Annotated in this window: 23 protein-coding genes; 5 read left to right on the plus strand and 18 right to left on the minus strand. The window is 75.8% G+C overall.

Annotated features, from left to right (window positions below):
• The first annotated feature begins 57 nt into the window (after positions 1-57).
• Together O7628_RS29350 and O7628_RS29355 are read left to right on the plus strand one after the other, a co-directional pair.
• The gene (locus O7628_RS29350; protein ID WP_074477385.1) at positions 58-294 is read left to right on the plus strand and encodes a hypothetical protein; all 237 of its coding nucleotides are present in this window, start codon (positions 58-60) and stop codon (positions 292-294) included.
• Positions 291-1,754, plus strand: a complete 1,464-nt coding sequence (locus O7628_RS29355) for an MFS transporter (protein ID WP_278135550.1) — start codon at positions 291-293, stop codon at positions 1,752-1,754. Before O7628_RS29350 ends, O7628_RS29355 begins: the two co-directional genes overlap by 4 nt.
• An 83-nt stretch (positions 1,755-1,837) precedes the next feature.
• On the opposite strand, the gene O7628_RS29360 is transcribed toward O7628_RS29355, so the two are convergent.
• The 3 genes from O7628_RS29360 to O7628_RS29370 form a co-directional block, all read right to left on the minus strand.
• The gene (locus O7628_RS29360) at positions 1,838-2,518 is read right to left on the minus strand and encodes a hypothetical protein (RefSeq protein ID WP_278135552.1); all 681 of its coding nucleotides are present in this window, start codon (positions 2,516-2,518) and stop codon (positions 1,838-1,840) included.
• A gap of 16 nt (positions 2,519-2,534) precedes the next feature.
• Positions 2,535-4,322: a DUF4012 domain-containing protein gene (locus O7628_RS29365; RefSeq protein ID WP_278135554.1), complete on the minus strand. Its 1,788-nt coding sequence runs from the start codon at positions 4,320-4,322 to the stop codon at positions 2,535-2,537.
• An 87-nt stretch (positions 4,323-4,409) separates the two neighbouring features.
• A complete protein-coding gene (locus tag O7628_RS29370) occupies positions 4,410-5,669 on the minus strand; it encodes a glycosyltransferase family 4 protein (protein WP_278135556.1) in 1,260 nt (419 codons plus the stop codon).
• A gap of 114 nt (positions 5,670-5,783) precedes the next feature.
• Here O7628_RS29370 and O7628_RS29375 point away from each other — a divergent pair, with 114 nt between their 5' ends.
• Complete coding sequence (locus O7628_RS29375; protein ID WP_278135559.1) at positions 5,784-6,338, plus strand: low molecular weight phosphatase family protein; 555 nt, start codon at positions 5,784-5,786, stop codon at positions 6,336-6,338.
• Here O7628_RS29375 and O7628_RS29380 read toward each other — a convergent pair.
• The 11 genes from O7628_RS29380 to O7628_RS29430 form a co-directional block, all read right to left on the minus strand.
• A complete protein-coding gene (locus tag O7628_RS29380) occupies positions 6,319-7,794 on the minus strand; it encodes a polysaccharide biosynthesis tyrosine autokinase (RefSeq protein ID WP_278135560.1) in 1,476 nt (491 codons plus the stop codon). The genes O7628_RS29375 and O7628_RS29380 overlap by 20 nt on opposite strands.
• A 380-nt stretch (positions 7,795-8,174) precedes the next feature.
• A complete protein-coding gene (locus O7628_RS29385; RefSeq protein ID WP_278135562.1) occupies positions 8,175-8,381 on the minus strand; it encodes a hypothetical protein in 207 nt (68 codons plus the stop codon).
• 41 nt (positions 8,382-8,422) lie between these two features.
• A complete protein-coding gene (locus O7628_RS29390) occupies positions 8,423-8,728 on the minus strand; it encodes a hypothetical protein (RefSeq protein WP_278135564.1) in 306 nt (101 codons plus the stop codon).
• Positions 8,725-9,168: a DUF1622 domain-containing protein gene (locus O7628_RS29395; protein ID WP_278135566.1), complete on the minus strand. Its 444-nt coding sequence runs from the start codon at positions 9,166-9,168 to the stop codon at positions 8,725-8,727. The genes O7628_RS29390 and O7628_RS29395 overlap by 4 nt, the downstream gene beginning before the upstream one ends.
• 96 nt (positions 9,169-9,264) lie before the next feature.
• Positions 9,265-9,849, minus strand: a complete 585-nt coding sequence (locus tag O7628_RS29400; RefSeq protein ID WP_278135568.1) for a TMEM165/GDT1 family protein — start codon at positions 9,847-9,849, stop codon at positions 9,265-9,267.
• A gap of 229 nt (positions 9,850-10,078) precedes the next feature.
• A complete protein-coding gene (egtD, locus tag O7628_RS29405) occupies positions 10,079-11,044 on the minus strand; it encodes an L-histidine N(alpha)-methyltransferase (RefSeq protein ID WP_178065281.1) in 966 nt (321 codons plus the stop codon).
• A gap of 55 nt (positions 11,045-11,099) precedes the next feature.
• Entirely contained in the window at positions 11,100-11,849 is a 750-nt protein-coding gene (egtC, locus tag O7628_RS29410; RefSeq protein WP_278135570.1) for an ergothioneine biosynthesis protein EgtC, read from the minus strand.
• Positions 11,850-11,874: 25 nt separating this feature from the next.
• Positions 11,875-13,206 (minus strand): ergothioneine biosynthesis protein EgtB, encoded by a 1,332-nt coding sequence (gene egtB / locus O7628_RS29415; protein WP_278135571.1) that lies wholly within the window; start codon positions 13,204-13,206, stop codon positions 11,875-11,877.
• Complete coding sequence (gene egtA, locus O7628_RS29420) at positions 13,203-14,438, minus strand: ergothioneine biosynthesis glutamate--cysteine ligase EgtA (protein WP_278135573.1); 1,236 nt, start codon at positions 14,436-14,438, stop codon at positions 13,203-13,205. Before egtA ends, egtB begins: the two co-directional genes overlap by 4 nt.
• Positions 14,439-14,563: 125 nt before the next feature.
• Entirely contained in the window at positions 14,564-15,376 is an 813-nt protein-coding gene (locus tag O7628_RS29425) for a hypothetical protein (RefSeq protein WP_278135575.1), read from the minus strand.
• A 15-nt stretch (positions 15,377-15,391) separates the two neighbouring features.
• Positions 15,392-16,021, minus strand: coding sequence for an RNA polymerase sigma factor (locus tag O7628_RS29430; RefSeq protein ID WP_278135577.1), 630 nt, complete (start codon positions 16,019-16,021; stop codon positions 15,392-15,394).
• Positions 16,022-16,566: 545 nt separating this feature from the next.
• On the opposite strand from O7628_RS29430, the gene O7628_RS29435 reads away from it, so the two are divergent.
• Together O7628_RS29435 and O7628_RS29440 are read left to right on the plus strand one after the other, a co-directional pair.
• Complete coding sequence (locus O7628_RS29435) at positions 16,567-17,970, plus strand: serine/threonine-protein kinase (RefSeq protein ID WP_278136437.1); 1,404 nt, start codon at positions 16,567-16,569, stop codon at positions 17,968-17,970.
• 138 nt (positions 17,971-18,108) lie between these two features.
• Positions 18,109-19,371 (plus strand): nucleotide sugar dehydrogenase, encoded by a 1,263-nt coding sequence (locus tag O7628_RS29440; RefSeq protein ID WP_074477289.1) that lies wholly within the window; start codon positions 18,109-18,111, stop codon positions 19,369-19,371.
• Between the two features lie 86 nt (positions 19,372-19,457).
• Here O7628_RS29440 and O7628_RS29445 read toward each other — a convergent pair whose 3' ends face one another.
• The 4 genes from O7628_RS29445 to O7628_RS29460 all read right to left on the minus strand — a co-directional run bounded on the left by O7628_RS29445 (position 19,458) and on the right by O7628_RS29460 (position 24,765).
• Complete coding sequence (locus O7628_RS29445; RefSeq protein WP_278135580.1) at positions 19,458-21,938, minus strand: ABC transporter permease; 2,481 nt, start codon at positions 21,936-21,938, stop codon at positions 19,458-19,460.
• Positions 21,935-22,723, minus strand: a complete 789-nt coding sequence (locus tag O7628_RS29450; RefSeq protein ID WP_278136438.1) for an ABC transporter ATP-binding protein — start codon at positions 22,721-22,723, stop codon at positions 21,935-21,937. The genes O7628_RS29445 and O7628_RS29450 overlap by 4 nt, the downstream gene beginning before the upstream one ends.
• A gap of 150 nt (positions 22,724-22,873) precedes the next feature.
• Positions 22,874-23,539 carry a response regulator transcription factor gene (locus O7628_RS29455; RefSeq protein ID WP_178065272.1) on the minus strand — a complete coding sequence of 222 codons (666 nt, stop codon included), beginning with the start codon at positions 23,537-23,539 and terminating at the stop codon, positions 22,874-22,876.
• Entirely contained in the window at positions 23,536-24,765 is a 1,230-nt protein-coding gene (locus O7628_RS29460; protein ID WP_278135583.1) for a sensor histidine kinase, read from the minus strand. Before O7628_RS29460 ends, O7628_RS29455 begins: the two co-directional genes overlap by 4 nt.
• Between the last annotated feature and the right edge of the window lie 202 nt (positions 24,766-24,967).

A 24,967-nucleotide genomic window follows, 5' to 3' on the forward strand; every position in this document is an offset into this window, starting at 1 on the left:
GGGTAACCGCGCAGCGCAGCTCCGCCCGCCGCGCGGGCGGTGACCGAGGAGGAAGCCATGCAGCAGGTGCGTCTGTCGGAGGTCGAGGAGCGGGTCTACGAGGCGGTGGCGGCGCTGGAGGTCCGCGGGCAGGTGCCCTACCCCGACCTGATCGCGCAGGAGTCGGGGCTGACCGAGGAGGAGGTGCACGCTCCCCTGCGGCTGCTGACGGAGAAGAACCTCCTGCACCGGGAGGACTCCCCCATGGCCGGGCTGGACTTCGGCCCGCGCTGGTGCGCCCGCCAGATGGCGTGAGCCGGCCGGCGGGCCGGGTCGACGACCGACGCCGGTGGCAGGCGCTCGGGGTCGGCCTGGTCGCGGCGTTCATGACCCTGCTGGACGTGAGCATCGTCAACGTGGCGGTCCCGTCGATCGACCGCGCGCTGGGCGCGACGCCGAGCGACCTGCAGTGGGTGCTGTCCGGCTACGCCCTCACGTTCGGGCTGGTGCTGGTGCCGGCCGGGCGGTTCGGCGACGCCCGGGGCCGGCGCACCGCGTTCGTCGTCGGGATCGCCCTGTTCACGCTGACCAGCGCCCTGGCCGGGCTGTCCCGGTCCCCCGGCTGGCTGGTCGCCGCCCGGCTGTTGCAGGGGGTGGCCGCCGGGATCGTCAACCCGCAGGTCACCGGCCTGATCCAGCAGCTCTTCCGGGGCCCCGAACGCGGTCGGCCGTTCGGGCTGCTCGGCGCGACCATCGGCGTCTCCACCGCGGTCGGGCCGCTGCTCGGCGGGCTGCTGATCCAGGCCGGCGGCGAGCAGGACGGCTGGCGGTGGGTCTTCTTCGTCAACGTCCCGGTGGGGATCGTCGCGATCGTCCTCGGCTGGCGGCTGCTGCCGACGCAGCCGGCGGAGGTCACGGAAGCCGCGGGAGCGGCGCAGGGCCGGCGCCTCGACCCGGTCGGGGTGCTGCTGCTCGGCGTCGGGGTCGTGCTCGTGCTGCTGCCGCTGGTGCAGCGGGAGCAGTGGCACAGCCCGTGGGCGTGGCTGCTGGTCCCCGCCGGGCTCGTGGTGCTGGCCGCCTTCGGGCTCTGGGAACGCCGGTACGCCCGGCGCGGCCCGCCCCTGTTCGACCTGCGGCTGTTCGGCTTCCGCTCGTACGCCCTGGGCTCGCTGATCGCGCTGCTCTACTTCGGCGGGTTCACCGCGATCTTCTTCGTCCTCACGCTCTACCTCCAGAACGGCCTCGGCTACCGGCCGTTGGTCGCGGGCCTGGCCATCACGCCGTTCGCACTGGGCTCGGCCGCCGCGTCGGCGATCGGCGGCCGGATCGTCGACCGGTACGGCCGCCCGCTGGTCGCCACCGGCCTGCTGGTCGTGCTGCTCGGCCTGGGCGCGGTGGTGTTCGTGCTGCGCGACGACCCGCGCACGTCGGTGCCGCTGCTGACGGCCGTGCCGCTGCTGGTCGCGGGGCTGGGCAGCGGCCTGGTCATCACGCCCAACCAGACCCTCACCCTGGCCCAGGTGCCGGTGCCGCAGGCGGGCAGCGCCGCCGGCATGCTCCAGACCGGTCAGCGGATCGGCTCGGCGGCCGGTATCGCCGCCGTCGGCTCGGTGCTGTTCTCGGCGCTGTCCGACAGCGACGGGAACTGGGCGACGGCGGTGCGGCACGCGCTGCTGCTGGCCATGGGGATCATCTCGTTGGGCCTGGTCGCCGCCCTGTTCGACCACCGGCACGCGCGGGCCGGCCGGAAGGCCGGCCGGCACGCGCGGAGGTGACGGCACGACGACGGTGCCCGTCCGGGGATCCCCGGACGGGCACCGTCGTCCTCACTGCGCGGGCACTGCCCGGCTCAGCGTGGTCAGCGCGTCGACCCGCCGAAGCGTGACCGGCGACGCCAGGCCAGGCCGGCGAGCATCAGCACCACACCGACCCCGACGAGCCCACCGCCCACCGCGAGCGGGGTGCCCAGGTTGTCGCCCGTCACGGGCAGCTTGCCGTGCGGCGGCCAGGGCTTGTGCGTCGGGTGGTACGTCGGCGACGGCGACGGCTGGGGCCGCGGGAGCACGGTCAGCGTGGCGCTCGCCGTCCGGCCCGTGGTCTGGCCGACCGCCGTGAACAGGTACTGCCCGGGCGTGTCCGGCGTGTAGGTGGTGGTGAAGTTCCCCGCCGAGTCGGTCACGACCGTGAAGAACGTCGGGGCAGCCGCCTGGAACGCCACCGGTGCCATCGCCACGGTGCTGCCGTCGCTGCGCTGTGCCGACGCCCCGCCGGGCAGGCCGGCGGCCAGCGGCGTGATCGTGACGGTGATGGCGACGACCTCGTTCGGCCCGAACCCGAAGCCGGTGAGGGTGGTCGTGTCACCGACGTAGATCGTCGACGGGTTCACCGTCAGCACCGGCGGCTGTGGCGGATACGGCGTCGGCTGTAGTGAGCCGGTCGGCGACGGTGTCGGCTGCGGCTGCGCCGCCCCCGCCGCGGTCGGCGCGGCCACGACGGCAAGGCCGATCGTGAGCGCCATGATGATGCGGGATAGCCGCATGATGGGTTCCCTCCTACTAATCGCAGTGTGGTGCGGAATCAATGTGGGTGGTCCATGGGGTGGCGGTCGGGGTGAGCCAGAGGTCGGCGTCGGTGCTGGCGCTGCCGTTCCTGCCGGTCAGCACGTCGACCTCGACGGTCCGGGTGGCACCGGGACGCACCTCGACGTTGGCGACGACGACCTGCCGGCGGCGCTCGGTGCCGCTGCCGACGGCCACCTCCTCGCCGTCGAGCCGGGTGCGCAGCACCGCGCCGCCGGCCGGGCTGTAGACGGAGACGAGCGTGCGGGCGGTGTAGGGGTCGCCGGCGAGGCCGAGGCCGAGCACCGACGTCGACAGCCCGCGCTGCGGGGCGGTCGAGTGCAGCGTGAAGCGCAGCCGCAGCTCGCGGCGGCCGTCGGGGCGGCACTGCCCGACGGTCAGCGTCGCCGCCGGCCGCAGGTAGTAGCCGAGCTTCGCGCCGCTGCCGTCGTTGAGGAACACGCCGACGGTGGGCACGTCCTCCTTCTCCGGCAGCGAGCCGGCGAGCCGGTTGGCCTCGATGACCCGCTGTTCCTCCGGGTGGGCGCTCCAGAACAGCACCCGCCGTTCCGTGATGGCCCGGTCCAGTGCGGACAGGTAGGCCCGGGGGTCCACCTCGCGGGTGAAGAAGGTGTCGAACGCGGCGGTCGCCGAGGCGGCGAAGAACTGGTCCTGCTCCTCCGCGTCCATCCGCTGGTAGGCGTCGGAGAGCAGGGTCCGCACCGCCTTGTCGCCGACCAGGGTGGTGTGGCCCGGCACCGGCACGGGGCCGGTGACCTTGAGCAGGTAGGACAGCACCACCGGGTCGACGGCGAGGACGCCGTCGACGGTCTCGCCGGTGCGCTTGCGGTACATCTGGCGGAACAGCGCGGCGGCGGTCGGGAAGTGCGGGGTCAGGTTGACGTCCGCCGGGTACATGCCGGGCAGGTCGGTGTAGAGGTTGCGGATCTCCGGCTTGAGCTTCAGGGGCGGGTCGAACAGGCCCAGCTGGGCGCTGGTGCCCTGGGTGCCCATCCGGAGCTGGCCGTCCCTGGCCTCGATCACGGCGTACGCGCCGAACATGCCGCCGGTGGCGCGCAGCTCCGCCGGGTTCTGCGACACCATCAGGTAGCTGCGCGGGCCGGCCGCGCCGAGCAGGGGCGGCAGCAGCCGGGCGGCGCCGTCGGCGGCCCGGGTGAGCGTGGCCAGCTGGTCGAGCTGCGTACGCAGTTCGGCCACGGCGTCGCGTACCGGCTCGACCAGGGTGTCGCCGGGCACGGCGGCGAGGCGGGCGTGGGTGCGCTGGACCACCTCGTTGGTGGCGGTGAGCTCCGCCGCGACGGCCTTCAGCCGGCGCACGTCCAGCCGTCCCTTGCCGGGCAGCAGGGTCGACAGGTCGGTGCGCAGCAGGGTGGGGAACGCCTCCCGGGCGAGGTCGTCGATCGCCACCGCGATCTGCCGCACCGCGGTCAGGTCGTCCCCGGCGAACGGGGCGTGCTGCCCGGCCCACCAGCCCGGGTCGTCGGTGGCGTCCCGGGCCGCGCCGGCCTGCACCTGCAGGGCCGAGAGGGTGCGTTGGGCCCGCTCGGTGTCGGCTCCCACCACCTCGGAGCTGAGCTGCTGGGCCAGGGCGGCGGCGTTGAGCAGGTGGGTGCGGGCCTGCCAGCCCCGGAAGCCCACCCAGCCGACGCTCAGCAGCGCCAGCGAACCGACGACCAGGCCGGCGAGCAGGGCGCGACGGGCCCGGGCCCTGGCGCGCCGCCGGGACCGTCGCCCTCGGTGGCGGGGCTGCTCGGTTTCAGTCAACGCCAACTCCACTCAGAAAACGGACAGAAATGACGATTCATCATTTTCTAGCACGTGCTTTACCCGCTTCGCGCCGTTATGGTGGATTTAGGCCCGAGGTTCCGAACGGCGGACCCGCTCGGCGGGGCGGCGCACGCGCCGCGCGGCGACCGCCTCCTGGAGCAGCCGCTCGACCTCGTCGACCCCGCCGCGCAGCGACATGTCGCGCAGGTACGCCTCGCGGCCGCGGCGGCCCATCTCCACCCGGGCCGCCGACGGGATGGTGGCGGCCAGCCAGAAGCGGTCGGCCAGCGTCGCCCAGTCCTCCGGCGGGCAGGAGAGCCCGGCCCGGGCGCGCTCCACGATCTCGACGGTGTCGCCGCCCGCCGACGCCACCACCGGCGACGCGCAGCCGAACGCGGCCTGCAGCTTGCCTGGGACCGTCCCGCGCAGCTCCGGCAGGTCGCGCAGCATCACCAGCTGGTAGTCGGCGGCGGCGTACAGGTCGGCCATCTCCAGCGGCGAGCGCCGCGCGACGAACCGGACGTTGTCGGTGCCCAGCTCCCCGGCGAGCCGCCGGACCCGCTCCTCGTCCGGGCCCGAGCCGACCAGGACCAGGTCCATCGTGCCGCGCAGCGGCGCGGCGGCGCGCACGGCCGTGTCCAGCCCGTGCCGGGCGCCGATGGTGCCGGCGTGCATCACCACGCAGCGGCCGTCGCCCCGGACGAGGCGGCGCGCCTCCCGGGTCGGCTCGGCCGGATGAAACAGCCGCTCGTCGGTCCAGTTGAGCACCAGCCGCACCCGCCCCGCATCGGCGCCGCCGGCGACCACCAGGTCGCGCATGCCGGGCGCGGCGACCGCGACGAGGTCGGCCGAGCGGTAGAGCCACCGGGTCGCGGCGGCCACCCGGGCGGACCAGGGGGTCGGCGTCGCGCCCTGGGCCTCCAGCTCCGGGTGGACGTCCTGCACGTGCAGCACCGTCGGCACCGCGCCCAGCAGCCGCAGCAGGCCGGCCGCCGCGAAGGTCGCGGCGGGAAGCTGGTGCACGTAGAGCACGTCGACGCCGGCCAGGTGGCCCCGGCCGATCGTGCCGGCGCTCGCGGCGAAGGAGAGCCACCCCGCCAGGCGGGCGCGCACGGAGGCGTCCCCGGCCGACCAGCGCGGCACCCGCCGCACCGTGAGCCGCTCGCTGCGGGTCTCGTAGCGCCACCGCTGCCGCCAGCCCGGATAGACCCGACCGCCGGGATAGTCCGGGAAACCGGTCAACACGCGGACCTCGTGGCCGCGCGCGGCCAGCTGCTCGGCGAGGCTGCCGGGGACGAAGGCCGGCTCGGGCGGGAAGTGGTAGGACAGGATGCCGATCCTCACCGGAGCCTCCCCGCCCCGCGATGACACACCGGCGTGGCGCGGACACGGAACGTGCCGGCGGGCGCATACGATTCCACGGGCCGCACCGCGACCGGAACGCTGGGAGAACCGCCGATGGCCGACCGCATCCTGTTCGTCTGCCACGCCAACCTGTGCCGCTCGCCCATGGCCGAGTTCCTGGCCGCGCAGCTCATGGCGAAGCTGCCGATCGAGGTGGCCAGCGCCGGCACCGACGCGGTCGACGGCCGGCCGATGCACCCGTACGCGGCCGAGGTGGCCGCCGAGACGGGGCGCGACCCGGCCGGTTTCCGCAGCCGGGCGCTGACCACCGCCCACCTGGCCGACGCCGCGCTGGTGCTGACCTCCACCCGACGCCAGCGGTCGGCCTGCGTCTCGCGCCTGCCCGCCGCCCTGCACCGCACCTTCACCCTGCGGCAGTTCGGGCGGCTCGCCGGGGCGGCCGGGGCGCCGGACGGCGTGGACGTCGGCGCCCTGCGGGCGGCGGTGCGGGCCGCGGCCCTGGCCCGGGGGCTCCTGCAACCGGCCACCCCGGACGAGGACGACCTGCTCGACCCGATCGGCGGCGGGCCAGCCGACTTCCGGCGCTGCGCGCAGGAGATCGAGCGGTCGCTGGCACCGGTTGCGGCGCTCATCGAGGCAGCCGGGTGAGTTCCTGCGTCGGGTCGGGGATCGTCTGCTCGGGGCCGGGGTACGCCCCGTTGCGGGCGGCCGGCGCGGCGTCGGCGTAACTCGGCGGGGCGGCGGCCGGTCCGGCCGGCACCTCCACCCGGTAGCTCTCGTACTGGTAGGTCTCGGCGCGGCCGAGCTTGGCCATGTTCAGCACGCAGCCGAGCAGCCGCACGGAGACCGCCTGGAGCGCCTGCGCGGCGGCGCCGACCTGACCACGGTCGGTGCGGCCGTAGCGGCTGACCATCAGGGCCCCGTCGGCCTGGACGGCGACGACCACGCCGTCGGTGACGGTGCGCAGCGGCGCGGTGTCGATGACCACGATGTCCGCCGACTCCCGCAGCACCAGCAGCAGGTCCGCCATCGCCTTCGAGCCGAGCAGCTCGCTGGGGTTGGGCGGCGCCGAGCCGGCGGGCAGCACGAGCAGGGACTTGTCGCCCCACCGCTGCACCACGTCGCCCACGCTGACGTCGCCGAGCAGGACGTCGGTCAGCCCCACCCCGGCCTCCATGCCCAGGTACTCGGCCACCTTGGGCCGGCGCAGGTCCGCGTCGACCAGGGCGACCCGCCAACCGGCCTCGGCGAGGGCGATGGCGAGGTTGCAGGACAGGGTGGTCTTCCCCTCCCCCTGCAACGCGCTGGTCACCGCGATCACCCGGGCGGGCTCGTGCACGTCGACGAAGCGCAGGTTGGTCCGCAGCTTGCGTACCGCCTCGGCCCGGGGGGAGGTGGCCGCGTCGCCGACGATCAGCGGCGCGGTGCGGGCGGCGGCGTCGAACGGGATCTCACCGAGCAGCGGGCTGCCGGTGGCGCGCTGGAGGGCGACCGAGTCCCGCAGCCGGGTGTCCAGCCGCGTCCGCAGCAGCGCCAGGGCGATGCCGCCGAGCAGGCCGCCGAGCGCGCCGAGGGCCAGGTTGCGTGCCGGGTTGGGCGACACCGGGCTGGAGTCGACCCGGGGGCCGCTGATCACCTCGACCTTGACCGGCGGGGTTCGCCCCTCCCCGGCGGACTCCACCTCCTTGACCAGGTCGACGAACTGGGTGGTGATCGCCTCGGTCAGCCGCAGCGCGCGGGTGGCGTCGGTGTCGGTGACGGTGCCGCGCAGCAGGACGGTGTCGGGGAGGGCGGCGGCGCTGACGCGCGCCTGCACCTCCTCGGCGGTCAGCCCGAGCGGGGTCTTGCCGACGACACTCTGCGCCAGCCGGTCGCTCTGCAACAGGTCGGCGTACGACTTGACGCGCTGCTGCATGAAGACGTTGCCCTGGTAGGCGTCGGTGACGCCCTGGTTGGGGGTGGTGACGAAGAAGGTCACCGAGGCCGCGTAGCGGGGCTCGGTCCGGACCGTGACCAGCGCGGCGACCGCGAGGCCCACCATGACGGAGAGCAGGACCACCCACCAGCTACGCCGGACGGTCCGGAGGAAATCGCGAACGTCCATCAGGCGCGAAGCCTCCGTCCGATCAGTGTGGTCGACATGTCAAGCACCAAAGCTCCCTCAGCAGTCACGGGGCGGCCCTTCATTCCGCCGGCCCCACCAGCGCATCCGGTCGAACCGACTGTAGAGGATTCAAAGGCACAAAGACGGCAATAAGGATGAAAACGGCACTCGCCGGATATCGAAGGTCCTTCTCCACGCCGGGACCAACTCGGTTCGGACGGCCGAGGTGACGTGGGGCGGGCACGGCGGACGACGGCGCGCGCCCGTCCGTCCCCCGCGTCCCGCCGGGCGCGGACGGGACAGGGGCCGCCGGGCACTCCCGGCGACCCCTGTGGACGCTTCGCGGCGACGCCCGGCGGGCTCGCCCTCCTGCCGACGCCTCAGCGGCGGCTACCGGCCGGCCCGTCCTCCTCCGCCTGCTCCGTCTCCTCGCTCAGCGCGTCGCTGACCGGCCCGGTGAGGTCGTCGCCGGGCACCGCCACCTCCTCGGCGAGGTCCTGTTCGTCGGGCCGGCCGCCGGCCGGCGGCTCGGGGGCGGTGGCGCCGCCGGCGAAACCGTACTCGTTGGGCTCGTCGTGCCGACTCATACCTTTTCCCTCCAGATATCGCCATAATCGCCTCTTGTCGCTCACGGTAAGGCGTGATCGTCCGCCCCGCAGCGCGCTCGGCCCCGCCGGACCGCGGGCCGCCCCGTCCCGCCCGGCGGCGTGGTGGCCACCACCACGCGCCACAGCGCGGTGCGCACCGCCACGATCGCGGCGGCCCCGGCCAGTTGCGTCCACCCCTGGTCGCCGGTGAGACGGAGCAGCCCGGCCGCCGTCAGCAGGTCCAGCAGCACCCGCAGCGCGCGCCGCCACGACCCGGTGGCCGCCAGGGTCGCCAGGCCGACGAGCAGCGCGACGGCGGTCACGACCGACGGCAGCGGGGCCGTCACGACGGGCCCCCGGGCTCCGGGGCCGCGGCGGACGACGCCGGGGCCCCCGGCCGCGCCGCGCGGGAGGACTCCGCCGCCGGGTCCGCCGGCCGGTCGGGGTCGATCTGGCGCTTCTCCTGGGCGATCTCGCGCCGGAGGAAGAAGTTCAACGCCGTCCGGATGGCGGCGATGGCCGCCAGCTTGCCGATCTGGTCGAAGGTCGGCGACACGGCGGTACGCAGGATGTCCGCGGCGAGCTGGAACTCCAGCCCGAGGGTGAGGAACCGGCCGAGGGTCAACCGGATCGGGGTGAAGACGGCGGCGCTGCGGTGCCGTAGCCCCTCGACCACGAACCGCAGCGCCGCCCAGACCGCGCCGACGAAGATGACCGCCGCGCCGGCGACCTCCACGACGGCGACCGCCAGGTGGTCGCCGGTACGCAGGATGTCGTCCCAGCTCACCCGGGGCCGTTACCCGGCGCGCCGGCGGGTAGTCACCGCCGCCGGTCGAGCCCGGCGACGGCCCCGCAGCTCGGCGCCCGGCGACGGCCCTGTCGGTCAGAGCTCGGCGACGGCCTCGAAGATCAGCCAGAGGCCGCAGATGGCGAAGAGGACCGCCGCGCCGTAGCGGATGGTGCGCTCGGGCAGGTGCCGCCCGAGCAGCCGCCCGACCAGGATCGCCAGCGCGTCGGCGGCCACCATGCCGAGGGTGGAGCCGAGCCAGGTGCCGAACCAGCCGTACTTGGTGGCGAGGGTGATGGTGGCGAGCATCGTCTTGTCGCCCAGCTCGGCGAGGAAGAACGCCACGCCCACCGCGACGACGGCCGACCTGCCGCCGCGCTCGGCCTTGCGCTTCTCCTCCTCGGTGAGTTTGTCCCCGCGCAGCGTCCAGACGCCGAAGCCGAGGAAGGCGAGGCCGGCGACCAGCGAGATCCAGCCGGTGGGCAGTGCGGCGCCCAACCCGTAGCCGATGGCGACCGAGGCCAGGTGGACGACGGCGGTGGCGACCGTGATGCCGACGAGCACCGGGATCGGCTTGAACCGGGTGGCGAACGTGAGCGCCATCAGCTGGGACTTGTCGCCCAGCTCGGCGACGAAGATGACGCCGAAGCTGACCGCCAGCGCGACGAGGAAACCTTCCATGACACCCTTCCCGATGACGCCGGGCCGGGGGTGTGGGGCGCCCTCGACCCGGCTGTTGTAGACAGCCTGGGTCGAAGGTCTCGCCCGCCCCACCGGAGGGTGGGGCCGCGTGGCCGGATGCGGAACGCACCAGTGTGTCGACCACGACATTGGGGGCTACTCCCCTTCGCGCCCCCACCCTACCCCACACGCCCGCCGCCTGGCCGCCGGGGCGGGGCGGACCCGCTGCTCAGTCGGCGCGGGCCAGGGTGACGCCGAACAGCCCGTCGGCGTCGGTCCAGAACTCCCGGGCGGTGAAGCCGGCGGCCGCGAGCTCCCCGGCGATGCCCGCCGGGCGGAACTTGGCCGACACCTCCGTCCGCAGCTCCTCCCCGGCGGCGAACTCCACGTCGAGGTCGAGCACCCGGGCCCGGACCGGCCGCTCGGCCCGCAGCCGCATCTCGATCCACTCCTGCTCCGGGTCCCAGAGCGCGACATGCGCGAACGCCTCCGGGTCGAAGTCGGCGCCCAGCTCCCGGTTGACCACCCGCAGCACGTTGCGGTTGAACTCGGCGGTCACCCCGGCGGCGTCGTCGTAGGCGGGGACGACGATCGACGGGTCCTTGACCAGGTCGGTGCCGATCAGCAGCCAGTCGCCGGGCTCCAGGGACGCACGCATGGCGGCGAGGAAGCCGGCCCGCTCGGCCGGCAGCAGGTTGCCGATCGTGCCGCCGAGGAAGATCACCAGTCGCCGGCCACCGGTGGGCAGCCGGTCGAGGTGACGGGTGAAGTCACCGACGATGCCGCGTACCCGCAGGCCGGGATAGTCGGTGGCGATCTGCTCGGTGGACTGCCGCAGGGCGCTGACCGAGACGTCCAGCGGCACGAACGTGCCCAGCCCGCCGCGCCGGGTGAACGCGTCCAGCAGCAGCCGGGTCTTCTCCGACGAGCCGGAGCCCAGCTCGATCAGGGTCTTGGCCCCGGTCAGCTCGGCGACGTCGCCGGCCCGCCGTGCCAGCACCGACCGCTCGGCCCGGGTCGGGTAGTACTCCGGCAGGCGGGTGATCTCCTCGAACAGCTCGCTGCCCCGCGCGTCGTAGAACCACTTCGGCGGCAGCCACTTCGGCCGCGCGGTCAGCCCCGTGCGGACGTCGTCGCGCAGGCTCCGGCCCAGGTCCTGCTCCTCCAGGTAGATCTCCAGCGGTTCCGCGCTCATCGGGTGTCCCCTCCGTCGGTCGTGTCGTTCCCCACCTGTGCGGGCCGGTCGCCGCTCAGCCGGCGGGCAGCGCGTCGACGCGCGCCCCCGCCGCCGTGGCCACCACCAGCCGCCCGTCCGGCACCGCCTGCCAGCCGGGGTCGTCGTCGTGCGGTTCCGAGGCCAGCAGCGCCGCGCCCGGGGCCAGCCGCAGCGACAGGGCGTGGCCGACGGCGGTGGCCACGACGGTGCGCCCGTCGGTGAGCAGCAGGTTGAGCCGGGACCCGGGGGCCGCCGCCGCGACCCCGGCCACCGTGGCGGCGACCGCCCGCGCCGGGTCCTCGCCCGTCCGCAGCCGGTGCCGCACCAGGGCCCACAGCAGCGCGGAGTCCGTCGGCGCGTCGAGGGTCAGCAGGTCGCGTACGGGCAGCCGGCCGGCGAGCGCGGCCACCGCGTCGGGCCAGCCGCGCACCACCCCGTTGTGGCTGAACAGCCACGGCCCCTCGCCGAACGGGGCGGCGGCGGTGTCGAGCACCGGCATGCCGACCGTGGCGGACCGGACGGCCGCCAGCACCGCGCCGCTGGTGGTCGCCGCCGCCAGCCCCGGCAGGGTGGCGTCGCCCCAGATCGGCGTGCCGCGCCGGTAGCGCACCGGCTCGCCGCCGCCGGGCGGGTACCAGCCGACGCCGAAGCCGTCGGCGTTGACGGTCCCGCCGCCCCGCATGTCCCGGGGCGCCCAGGACTGCCGCACCAGGGAGTGCGGCGGGTCGTACAGCAGGGCGCGCAGGCTCACCGGCGGCCCGACGTACGCCAGGTGCCGGCACATCAGGCGGCCCCGGGGCGACCGGCCCTCACCGGCCCGACTCGTCGGGTCGGGCGTCGCGGGCGCAGCGGAAGCCGCTGAAGATCTGCCGCCGGATCGGGTAGTCCCAGTTGCGGAACGTCCCCCGGCAGGCGGCCCGGTCGGTGCCGAAGGAGCCGCCGCGCAGCACCCGGTGGTCGTCGCCGAAGAACACCTCCGAGTACTCCCGGTAGGGGAACGCGGCGAACCCCGGGTGCCCCCGGAACGGGCTGGACGTCCACTCCCACACGTCGCCGATCAGCTGGTGCACGCCCAGCGGTGACGCCCCGGCCGGGTACGCGCCCACCGGCGCGGGCCACAGGTGCCGCTGCCCGAGGTTCGCGTGCTCGGCGGTCGGCTCCTCGTCGCCCCACGGGTAGCGGCGGGACCGGCCGGTGGCCGGATCCCAGCGGGCCGCCTTCTCCCACTCCGCCTCGGTGGGCAGCCGCTTGCCGGCCCACGCCGCGTACGCCTGCGCCTCGTACCAGCACACGTGCACCACCGGCTCGTCGTCGCGCACCGGCGACCACCGGCCGAACCGCTGGTACGCCCAGCCGTCGCCGTCGCGCCGCCAGTGCATCGGGGCGGCCAGCCCGGCCTTCGTGCGGTGCGCCCAGCCGGCCTCGCTCCACCAGCGCGGGTCGTCGTACCCGCCGTCGGCGATGAACTCGCGGTAGCGGCCGTTGGTGACGGGTGCGGCGTCGATGACGTACGCGGGCAGGTCCACCGGGTGCGCGGGGCGCTCGTTGTCCAGCGCCCACGGGTCGGTGGAGGTGCCCATGGTGAACTCCCCGGCCGGGACCAAGACCTCGTCGGCCACCCGCACGCGCGGCGACGGCGGGTCCGGGGCGTGCAGCGCCGGCGGGCCGACGCGCAGCTGGTGGGTGGCGAGCATCGTCTCGTCGTGCTGCTGCTCGTGCTGGACGATCATGCCGAAGGCGAACCCGTCGGCGACCAGCGGCCGGTCGGTGAACGGCACCCGGTCGAGCAGGTCGTGCACCTTGTCCCGCACGGTGGCCAGGTAGGCGCGGGCCTCGGCGGGCGGCAGCAGCGGCAGCGCGGGGCGGTCGCGGCGGGGCTGCTTGAACGCGTCGTACAGGTCGTCGATGTCCCGGCGGACGGGCTCCCGCCCGCCGACGTCCCGGACCAGCCAGAGCTCCTCCTGGTTGCCCACGTGGGCGAGGTCCCAGACCAGCGGGGACATGATCGGCGAGTGCTGGCGCAGCAGGTCGGCGTCGTCGACGGCCTCGGTGAGCCCGGCGGTCCTGGCCCGGGCGCGCGCCAGCTCGGCGGCGATGCGGCTGCGCAGTTGCTCCGCGCCGAGCTCGTGGATGGTCGTCACCGCGATCCCCTCTCCGCGGCGGCCAGCCGCCGCCGTAGTCCCCGGGTCGTCTCGTCGTGCAGGTCGGCCGGCAGGTCCAGCCGGGGCAGGGCGGCCAGCGCCAGGTCGAGCAGGCCGACGGCGGCCCGCGCCAGCGGCGGGTCGCCGAGGCCGTGCCGGGCCGCCTCGTGCCACCGGTCAGCGACCGGCGTGGCCGTGGCCGTGGCCCGGCGCACCGTGGCCGGGTCGGCGAGCAGGGCGGCGAGCGCCGCCAGCGGCAGCCGCCAGTCCGGCCCCGGCTGGGCGTCGAGGTAGCGGATCTCCAGGTAGCCACGGGGACGCACCACCGGGAACAGCGTGCTCAGGTGGTAGTCCAGGTCGTCGGTGGTGGGCGGCCTGGGCAGCGCGCCGTCGATCCAGTCGCCGAAGGTCACCCCGGGCGGCGGCGTCCAGTCGGCGGCGTCGTCGCGCAGGCAGAGCAGCGGGGCCGCCAGCGCGTACGCCGTCCAGGCCGCGACCGGGTCGGCGTCGGGGCGCTGCGGCGACCAGACGGGGCGGGTGCGGGCCGGGTCGATGGCCAGCCAGGCGGCCATCCGGGCGGACGCCCACCCGGTGCGCCGCCCGGCGTGCCGGTCGGCGGTGGCGAACGCGGCGAGCAGCGGCGGACCGACCGCGTGGGCCGCCGCCCAGCGGGCGGCGACCTGGTCCGGTTCGCCGGCGTCCAGGCAGACCTGGAGCCCGGCGGTGCTGTACATCATGGTCCGGCCGGCGGGGCCGTGGCGGTCGAACACGCACCGCATGGCGCGGTAGCGCGGGGTGTCGACCACCGGCCGGGGCGGCCGCCACGGGTCGATGCCGGTGCGCCCGAGCATCAGGCCCGCGGCCCCGAGCAGGTCGGTGACCTGGGCGATGTCGGCGTTCGTGGCGTCTACCAGCGCGGCGACCGAGGAACGCGGCGCGGTGGAGATCTCGAGCTGCCCGCCGGGCTCGACGGTCACGGCGCTGCCGTGCCGGAGCGGTGCGGCGGGGCTGGAGTCGTGGATGGTGGTGGGGCTGTACGGCCCCAGGGCCGCCCGGAGCCGCTCCCGGTCCACGGGGCGGGTGGGGTCGGCGGCGTCGTGCACGGTCCATTCCAGTTCGACACCGGTGCGGGTCGGTGGGCCGGTCTTGAAGCAGATCCTGGCGATGTGCCGGACCGCGTCGTCCACCTCTCGCAGCGGGGTGGTCCGGTCCAGCTCCGGTGACGTGACCACGAGACGATCCTCCCTCGGTCGGGGCGGAACGGCCTGACCCTTCCCGGCCCCGGCGTCCGCGCTGCGACCATCCTCTGTCTAGCAGACGAATTCCGCTCGCCTTGCCGTAACAGGTGTTTCGGGAATCAGTCCTGGTCGGCGGGGTCCGGGGCGGGGGTGGCCTTCGACGCCGGTCGACCGGTGTGCGTGGGGCGGGCCGCCGGCGGATCCGCGGGACCGGCGTCGGGGACCAGGCGTCGGCAGTAGCTCTCCACCTCGGCGGCACCGCCGGCGGCGTCGACCAGCGGCGCGAATCCCGGGGTGGTCAGCGCCTTCGCGCGCTGCGCGGCCGGCTTGGCCAGGTACGCCCGGCACAGCCCCGGCAGGTTCGCGGCGGCCCTGGTGCCGGCCGGCCCGGGGGTGCGGCCGGGCGTCGGCGGCGGCGCGGCCCCGGGAGACGCGCCCGGCCCGGCGGCGCCCGGCGTCGCGTCCCCGCCGCCGGGGGTGGAGGAGCCGCCGGTCGGCCCCGAGCCGGTGGGTCCCGCCCCGGTGGGCCCCGAGACGCCGGGGCCGGCGGGCGCGGTGCCCGGGACGGGCGGGCGCGGGGCGTCGTCGGCGCGGTCCAGGCCGACCGCGGCGACGGCGACACCGGCGGTCGCGGTGGCGGCGACCGCCCCGATCCAGGCGACCGCCCCGATCCCCCGGCCACGCCGCCGGGGCCGGCGCGCGGGGGCGGACGCCGGCGCGGCGCGCGCGGCCCGGAACCCGGCGAGCGCCGCCTCCTCACCGGCGAGTTCGCCGGGGCGGGCCGGGGCCGCCGCCGCGGCGAGCAGGTCGGTCAGGGGGTCGGCGGGACGGCCGGCGTCGCCCGCGCGGGGGCCGCGCGCGGCGTCGAGGAGCCGGTCGGACTCCGCCCGGTCGGCGGGCAGGTCCGGCCGGTCGGGCTGCCGGAAGCTCATCGGTTTCCCCTCACGTCAGCCGTCCGCCTGCTCGACGTACGGCGCGCCGGACGCCGGCCGGCCGGGGCGGGGGCGGGGCGACGGCGCGGGCGGGGTGGCCTCCGGGGTCGGGCCCTGGCGCTGGAGGAGCGTGGCGAGGCGGCGCAGCCCCCGGTGGGCGGCGGTCCGCACCGCGCCGGCCCGCCGGCCGAGCACCCGCCCGGCGCTCTCGGCGTCCAGGCCGATCACCGCGCGCAGCAGCACCGCCTCGGCCTCCCGGGGCGGGAGGGTGGCGATCAGCGCCAGCGCGGCCTCGGTGCCGAGGGTCTCGCCGGCCCGCTCGGCGGTGTCGGCGTCGCCCGCCAGGTCGCTGAGCGCCTGCACCGGCACGGGCAGCGAGGGCCGGCGGCGCTGCCGGCGCAGGTGGTCCATGGCCCGGTTCCGGGCGATGGTGACGGTCCAGGCCCGGAACTCCCCGCCGGTGAACGTGGGCAGGTCCCGGGAGATCTGCAGCCAGGTCTCCGAGGCCACGTCCTCGGCGTCCGCGCCGACCAGCGCGGTGAGGTAGCGCAGCAGGCCGGGCTGGAGGCTGCGGTAGAGGAACCGGAAGGCGTCCTCGTCGCCGGTCTGCGCCGCGACGACCGCCTCGTTCAGCTCACCCGTCATGGGTACGCCGTCCCCACCGGCCGGGGTCGGCGGGTGGCCCGTCGGAAGCGACGCGCACGGCACCGTCCTGGCCCGGCGGTCGGACCTCCTCCCGCACCATCAGCCCCCCGCTGACCCTGATCACGCCCGACACCGTACGCGCCCGGGCGGCGCGTGCGGTCACCACCCGGCGCGGCCGTCGGCGGGCGTGACCCGTCCGGGGAGCCTGGCTGGCCCGAGCCGCGCTAACGCTAGGAGCGGGGTGCCAGGCGGACAAGGCGATGCGTCCCGCAGAAAGAGTGAGAATTATCAAGCGGTAAACCCGGCGAGTCGATGTGACACGGAGCGGGCCGCGGACGCCACCGGCGACGCGGGCCGGACGGGCCCACCAGGGCCTCCGCCGTTCGGCCAGGCCATGCCATCGTCCTGGCCGACCCGTGACGGGCGGTCGCGAGTCGATCACGGGCCGCCCGGACGACGGGCCACCCGGACGCCCCGGCCACCCCCTCGGCCCGCCCGGCGCGGCCGGAGCGCAGGAGGTGAGCCGGGCTCGCTCTGGGTACGGTATTGCTGTGTTGTCTTCGGGAGTCGTGCTCAGCGGTCGGTACCGCCTGGACGACCGTGTCGCCACCGGCGGCATGGGTGACGTCTGGCGGGCCACGGACCAGGTCCTCGGCCGACGGGTCGCGGTCAAGGTCCTGCTGCCGGCGCTGGTCTCCGACCCGGACTTCATCGCCCGGTTCCGCGCCGAGGCCCGGATCATGGCCGCCCTGCGGCACCCCGGCATCGTGCAGGTCTACGACTGCGGCGAGGACGACCTGCCCAGCGGCGGGCGGGCCGACTACCTGGTGATGGAGTTCGTCGAGGGCGAGCCGCTGTCCCGGCGGATCGAGGCGGCGGGGCACCTCGGCGTGGCCGAGACCATGTCGATCGTCGCCCAGGCCGCCCAGGCGCTGCACGCGGCGCACGCCGGCGGCATCGTCCACCGCGACGTCAAGCCGAGCAACCTGCTGGTGCAGGAGGACGGCACCGTCGTCCTGGTCGACTTCGGGGTCGCCCGGTCGACCAACGTCACGAGCATCACCAGCACCAACGCGGTGCCGGGCACCGCGCTCTACATGGCCCCCGAGCAGGCGGCGGGCCGACCGGTCTCCGGGGCGACGGACATCTACGCCCTCGGCGCGGTGGCCTACTGCTGCCTGACCGGCGGGCCGCCGTTCACCGGCGACAACCCCCTCCAGGTCGCCGTGCGGCACCTCGACGACGAGCCGCCGGAGCTGCCGGCCGACATCCCCGGGCCGGTGCGGGACCTGGTGTCCCGCGCCCTGGCCAAGGACCCGGCGGCGCGGTACGCGACCGGCGCGGCGATGGCGGAGGCCGCGCGGGCCACCATCGCCGACAGCTCCGCGCCCACCAGCACCGTGCCGGTGTCGACGCGCCGGCCGCCCGCTGCCCGGGACAGGCTGGACAGCACCCGCGGCGACCTGCCGCCGGTGCGGCCGACGGCCGCGCCGGTGCGCACTCTCACCGGCCGCCCGGGCCGCCGTGGCACCCTGATCGGCGCGCTCGCGGCGGTGGCGGTCGCCGGGATCGCGCTGGCCGCGGCGCTCGGCGCCGCGACGAACGCCAACGCCCCCGCCACGAACTACGGGCCGACCGCCCCGGCGGCCGACCCGACGCAGGGCTCCGACGACCCGGCCGCCACCGAGGACGCCGTGGGCGACCCGGACCGCACGTTCCGGCCGGGCGGGGGCCGCCCCTCGGCGTCGATCACCCCGACCCCGACCCCGCAGCCGAGCGAGTCGCCCGCGCCGGAACCGACGGGCCCGCCGCCCACCAAGCCCGTCGACCCGCCGCCCACGACGGCGAGCACGCCGGCGGACCCGCCGCCGACCACCGCGAGCACCCCGGCCGACCCGCCGCCGACCACGGCGAGCACCCCGGCCGACCCGCCGGCCCAGGGCGACTGACCCGGGCCGGGTCCGCCGGATCCGGCCGGCGGGGCGTCGACCCCACCGGCCCCACCTTCACCAAATCGGACTTAAAACTCAGAAGCTCACTTAAGCTGACGATGATGTACGTTCCGTCGTCTGCTGCGGGAGCCACGGGTGAGCGCTGAGAAGTTGGTCGTCATCGGCCAGGGATACGTGGGCCTGCCGCTGGCCATGCGCGCCGTCGAGGCGGGCATGGCCGTCGTCGGCCTCGACGTCAACGCCGACCGGGTCAAGCGCCTCGCCTCGGGCGAGTCCTTCGTCGAGGACATCCCCGCCGACCGGCTCGGCCGGGCGCTGGGCAGCGGCAGATACCGCCCGAGCACCGAGTACGCCGACGCCGAGGGCTTCGACATCTGCGTGATCACCGTCCCCACCCCCCTGCGCGACGGGGTGCCCGACCTGAGCTACGTCGAGCAGGCCGGCGGCGGGATCGGGCCGTACCTGCGGCCGGGCTGCACGGTGATCCTGGAGTCGACCACGTACCCCGGCACCACCGAGGAGCTGCTCCGGCCGCTGCTGGAGTCGGCCAGCGGGCTGACCGCCCCCGGCGACTTCCACCTCGGCTACAGCCCGGAACGGATCGACCCCGGCAACCCGGTGTGGAAGCTGGAGAACACCCCGAAGGTGGTCTCCGGCGTCGACGCGGCCTCCCGGGAGCGGGTCGACGCGTTCTACCGGCGGCTGGTCGAGCGGACCGTGCCGGTGGACTCCACCCGGGTCGCGGAGCTGACCAAGCTCATCGAGAACACCTTCCGCCAGGTCAACATCGCGCTCATCAACGAGCTGACGATGCTCAGCCACCACCTCGACATCGACGTGTGGCAGGCCATCGAGGCCGCCGAGACCAAGCCGTTCGGGTTCATGCCGTTCCGCCCCGGCCCCGGCGTCGGCGGGCACTGCCTGCCGATCGACCCGTGCTACCTGTCCTGGCAGGTCAAGCGCCGGCTGGGCCGGCAGTTCCGGTTCATCGAGCTGGCCAACGACGTCAACCACGAGATGCCCGAGCACGTCGTCCGACGGATCATGAACGGGCTCAACCGGGCCGGCCGCGCGGTCAGCGGGGCCCGGCTGCTGCTGCTCGGGCTGGCGTACAAGCCGAACACCGGCGACATGCGGGACTCCCCCGCCGTCGACGTGGCCCGCCGCCTCCAGGACCTCGGCGCGGAGGTCCGGGCGGTCGAGCCGTACGCCGAGCCGCACCACCTGCCCGGCGGCGTGGTCGTGGTCGGCCTGACCGAACGCGAGATCCGCGCGGCCGACGCCGTGGTGGTGGTGACCGACCACGACTGCCTCGACTACGACCTGGTGGTGCGGCACGCCCGGTACGTCTTCGACACCCGCAACCGCTGCCACGGCCCGACGGTCGAACGCCTCTGAACGCCCCGCGCCCGGCCCACGGGGAACGGCGTTAAGAAGGGGCCCCTGCTCTACAGAATGCGTTAACAGGGGGCCCTTCCTTACGCTCAGTCGCCGAGGGAGGCGACGATCGGGCGGGCGAGGGCGCGGCGGGCCGGCAGGACCGACGCCGCCAACGCCGCCAGCACCGCCACCAGGAGGACCAGCCCGAGCCGTCCCCACGGCAGCACCAGCGTGAACTCGCCGCTGAGCCGGGTGACCACCGCCATCGCGCCCGCGCCGACCCCGGTGCCGAGGCCCACCCCGAGCACCGCGCCGACCAGCGCCGTCAGCACCGCCTCCACGGCGAGCATCGCCCGCATCCGGCCCCTGGTCAGCCCGACCGCGCGCAGCACCGCGTTCTCCCGGGTGCGCTCCACCACCGACAGGCTGAGTGTGTTGGCGACGCCGACCAGGGCGATGACCACGGCCAGGCCGAGCAGGGCGACGACGAACGCCAGCACCATGTCGATCGTGCCGGTGAGCGACTTCTTGTACGTCGCCTGGTCCACCAGGTTCGCCGTCGGGTAGCGGGCCACCACCGACTCGACGACCTCGCGGGCCCGCTCGGCGCTCACCCCGGCGGCCGGGTCGATCTCGGCGAGGTGGCCGCGCTCGGCCGGGAAGAGGCGGGAGAAGTCGGCGTCGACCACGTCGACCACGTGCCCGGCCGGCACGGAGCCGCCGGCCAACGCCGGCCCGGCGGCGGCGACGACGGCCGCCACGGTGAACGGCTGTCCGGCCAGGGTGACGGTGTCGCCGACCGACCAGCCCCGCGCCCGGGCCAGCTCCCGGTGCACCAGCACCCGGCCCGGGCCGAGCCGGCCCGCGTCACCGGCGTCCACGGCCGTCAGGGTGCGCCCGACCAGCGCCGGGTGGGCGGTCCGCAGCTCGACCCCGTCGCTGACCCGGCCGCGCAGCTCGTGCACGACGCCCAGCTCCGGGCGGGCGGCCAACTCGTCGACCAGCGGCCCGGGCAGGCTCCCGCCCACGCCGACGACCACGACGTCGACCCCGATCTCCCGGTCCACGACCCGCTCGATGCTGGCCTTGGCGCTGCCCGCGCCCACCACGAACGCCGACACCAGGCCGATGCCGATGACCAGCGCGGTGGCGGTCGCGGCGATCCGGCGCGGGTTGCGCACGGCGTTCGCCACGGCCAGGCCGGCGGTCGCCCCGAACAGCCGGCGCGCGGGGACGCCCAGCAGGCGCACCAGCGTCGGCACCAGCACCGGCCCGAACAGCACGATGCCGAAGAACGCCAGCACCCCGCCGGCCGCGACCAGCGGAAGCTGGCCGACGACGCCGGCCGACCCGAGCGCCGCCGCCCCGGCGGCGAGGACCAGCGCGCCCACGGCCAGCCGCACCCGGCCGGCCCCGCGGGTGGCGTGCACCGCCGCGTCGGTGAGCGCGGCCACCGGCGCGACCCGGGAGCCCCGCCAGGCGGGCACGGCGGCGGAGGCCACGGTGAGCACGGTGCCCAGCAGCAGGCAGACCAGCACGGTCGACGCCGTGACGGCGATCCCGGCCCCGGCCATCGGCACGTCGAACGCGGCCAGCAGGGCGTCCAGGCCGACCGCGACGCCCGCGCCGACCGCCACCCCGAGCGCCGAGGCGGCCAGTCCGGTCGCCGCCGCCTCCAGCAGCGTCGCCCGCAGCACCTGCCCCCGGGTGGCCCCGACCAGCCGCAGCAGCGCGGTGCGCCGGGTGCGCTGGGCGAGCACGATGGCGAAGGTGTTGGCGATGACGAACCCGGCCACCACCACGGCCACCGCCGCGAAGGTGAGCAGGAGCAGGTTGAACTGCCTCAGGTCGCGGACCGCGTCGTCGACGGCGGCGTCGAGGACCGCCTGGCGGTCCTGCACCGTCACGCCGCCGCCGGCCACGGCCGCCACCCGCCCGGTCAGCTCCGCCGCCGACACGCCCGGCACGGCGGCCACCATGATCCGCCCGTAGCCCTCCTGCTGCGTCACGGCCAGGGCGTCGGGCCCGGCCAGGCCGATGAACGGCCCGCCGACGTCCCGGGCGGTGCCGGCCACGTCGACCGTGCCGACCAGGGTGTACGCGCGGGCCGCGCCCCCGCTGCCGCCCACGCGCACCGGCCCGCCGAGGACGAAACCCTCCTCGGCGACGGTCGGCGCGTCGAGGACCACCTCGCCGGTGCGCTGCGGCAGCCGCCCGGCCACCACGTCGTACGACTGGAGGGCCGCCTCGGTGGGGATCGCGGCGACGACGGCGTAGCCGAGGACGGGCCGGCCGTCGGAGCCGACGACCCCGCCGCTGCCGGTCAGCTCCCCGGCGGCGGCGCGCACCCCGTCGACCGCGCGCACCCGCTCCACGAGGGCGGGCGGGATCGGGTCCTCCCCGGCGTTCACCGCGACGTCGGTGTGCCGGTCGAAGACGCCGGCCCGCTCGTACGCGCCGCGCTTCATCCCGTCGGTGAGGATCAGGGTGCCGGCGACGAACGCGACGCCGAGCACCACGGCCAGCGCCGACAGCAGCAGCCGCAGCGCGTCGGCGCGCATGGTGCGCAGGGTCAGCCCGGTCACCGCCGGACCCCCGTCGCCGCGCCGGCCGGGGCCGGGTCGAGGCGGGCGAGCGCGTCGAGGACCGCCTCGGCGGTCGGCGCGATCAGCTCGCGGACCAGCCGGCCGTCGGCGAGGAAGACCACCCGGTCGGCGTGGCCCGCGGCGGTCGGGTCGTGGGTCACCATCACGACGGTCTGGCCGAGGGTGTCGACGGCCTCGCGCAGCAGCCGCAGCACCTCCGCGCCGGAGCGGGAGTCGAGGTTGCCGGTGGGCTCGTCGGCGAAGATCACCCACGGCTTGGTGATCAGGGCGCGGGCGACGGCGACGCGCTGCTGCTGGCCGCCGGAGAGCTCGGCGGGCCGGTGCCGCAGCCGGTCGGTCAGCCCGACGGCGGCGACGACCTGGCGCAGCCAGGCCGGGTCGGGGCGGCGGCCGGCGATGGCCAGCGGCAGCACGACGTTCTCCTCGGCGGTCAGCGCGGGCAGCAGGTTGAACTTCTGGAAGACGAAGCCGATCCGGTCGCGGCGCAGCAGGGTGAGCCGCCGGTCGTCGAGGCCGCCGGTGTCGGCGTCGCCGATGCGTACGGTGCCGGCGGTGGGCCGGTCGAGGCCGGCGAGGCAGTGCATGAGCGTGGACTTGCCGGAGCCGGACGGGCCCATGATGGCGGTGAACCGGCCGGCGGCGAAGTCGACGTCGACGCCGTCGAGGGCGACGACCCGCGCCGGGCCGACGCCGTATTCCTTGCGCAGGCCGCGGGCGGTGACCGCGACGCCGGCGGCGGCGAACGCGGGAGGTGGTACGGACACGTCGGTGCTCCCCGTGCAGGTGGTGGTTGCGGACACCTGTCGACGCTATGGGCGACGCCGGCCCGCCGCGTCCACCCGTGCGCCCGGCCCGCCTGCGCCCGGAGGCGTCCCCGCGGCCCGGCCTCGTACGACCTGGGGCGTACCCGCTCCTCAGCCGCCGGGGGTGACCAGGCCGCTCTCGTACGCCAGCACCACCGCCTGCACCCGGTCGCGTAGCCGCAGCTTGGCCAGGATCCGCCCCACGTGGGTCTTCACGGTCGCCTCGGCGACGTGCACCCGGGCGGCGATCTCGGCGTTGGACAGGCCCTGCGCCACCAGCAGCAGGATCTCGCGCTCCCGCTCGGTGAGCTGGGCCAGCCGGGGATCGGCGGCGGGGCCGGGGCCGAGCTGGCCGGCGAAGCGGTCCAGCAGCCGGCGGGTGATCGACGGGGCCACCACGGAGTCGCCCTCGGCGACCACCCGGATCGCGGCCAGCAGCTCCTCCGGCGGCACGTTCTTCAGCAGGAAGCCGCTCGCCCCGGCCTGGAGGGCGGCGAACGCGTCGGCCTCGGTGTCGAAGGTGGTGAGCACCAGCACCCGGGGCCGGCCGCCGGGCCGGCCGGCGCAGATCCGCCGGGTGGCCTCCACCCCGTCCATCGTCGGCATCCGGATGTCCATGACCACCACGTCGGCCTCGACGCGGTCGAGCACCCGCAGCGCGTCCGCCCCGTCGATGGCCTCCCCGACGACGGTCAGGTCGGGCTGGGAACCCAGCACCATCCGGAACCCCGCGCGCACCAGCGCCTGGTCGTCCACGATCACCACGCGGACCGTCATGCCGCCACCTCCGTTCCGGTGCTCGACGGTAGCGGCAGCCGCGCCTCGACCTGCCACCCCCCGGCCAGCGTCGGGCCGGCGGTGAGGCTGCCGTCGTACACGGTCACCCGCTCGCGCATGCCGACCAGGCCGTGACCGCCGGACGGCGCGGGCCGGACCACGGGGCGGCCCCGCCCGTCGTCGACGGCCCGGACCACGACGGCGTCGGGGGTGTGGGTGAGGCCCAGCGTGACGGTCGCGCCGACGCCGGCGTGCTTGAGGGCGTTGGTGAGCGCCTCCTGCACCACCCGGTAGACGGTCAGCTCCAGGCCGGGCGGCAGGGCCGGCGGCTCGCCGGTGACCGTCGCGTCGACGCGCAGCCCGGCGGCGCGGAACCGGTCGAGCAGCTCGGGCAGCTCCACCAGGGCCGGCCGGCGGTGCGTCGGCTCCGCCGCCAGCGCCGGGGCCGGTGCGCCGTCCGGCCCGGCCGCCGGCTCGGGGCTGCTCGTCTCCCGCAGCACCCCCACCAGGCGGCGCATCTCCTCCAGCGCCTGCCGGCCGGTGTCGGCCACCACCCGCACCGCCTCCCGGGCGGTCTGCGGGTCCCGGTCGAACAGGTAGCGGGCCCCGTCCGCCTGCACGATCATCACGGCCATGCTGTGCGCCACCACGTCGTGCAGCTCGCGGGCGATGCGGGTGCGTTCCTCGGCCACCGCCGCGCGGGACTCGGCCTCCCGTTCCCGCTCCAGGGTCGCGGCGCGCTCCTCCAGGCTGAGCACGTAGAGCCGGCGGGTGCGCACGTTCAGCCCCATCAGCCAGACCGCGCCGGTCATCAGCGCGAACCAGATCGCCGTGGCCCACCAGGCGACGGCCGCCTCGGTCTGGAGCGCGGCGAGCACCACGCCGACGGCGGCGACGACGCCGGCGACGATGCCGGCGGCCAGCCTCTCGGCGTACTTCACCACGCTGTAGAGGGCGATCAGCACCGCCACGTCGAAGGCCAGCGGGCCCCACCCGGCGACCACCTGGACGCCGGCGAGCAGGGCGACCACCGCCCCCACCGCCGAGGGGCGGGCGCGCCGGAACAGCAGGACGAGGGCCATCGCCGCCCCGACGCCGGTGGCCCACCAGCCGCCGGGCTGGTTGGGCGCCCCGGCCAGGCCCATCAGCCCGACGAAGCCGGAGACCGCCACGTCGAAGGCCACGCTCCGCAACGGCAGGCCGAACAGGATCCGCCTCACGGTCACCGAGCGTACGGGGCGCGGGTCCGAGAGAGGGCCAGGGTGTACAGGAGTCGCCTGCGCCGCCGTTGATACCTCGCGGGCCACATTTCTCAGATTCACGTTCCGCCGTATCCGGGAATTGCCACCTCCCCGGCAAATGCGGACGCCCTTTGAGCAATCGTCAATCTCGGTCGTTCCATTTATGGTGACCACTGTCATACAGTTG

It is taken from the genome of Micromonospora sp. WMMD956 (genome assembly GCF_029626125.1).
GTDB classification, from domain to species: domain Bacteria; phylum Actinomycetota; class Actinomycetes; order Mycobacteriales; family Micromonosporaceae; genus Micromonospora; species Micromonospora carbonacea.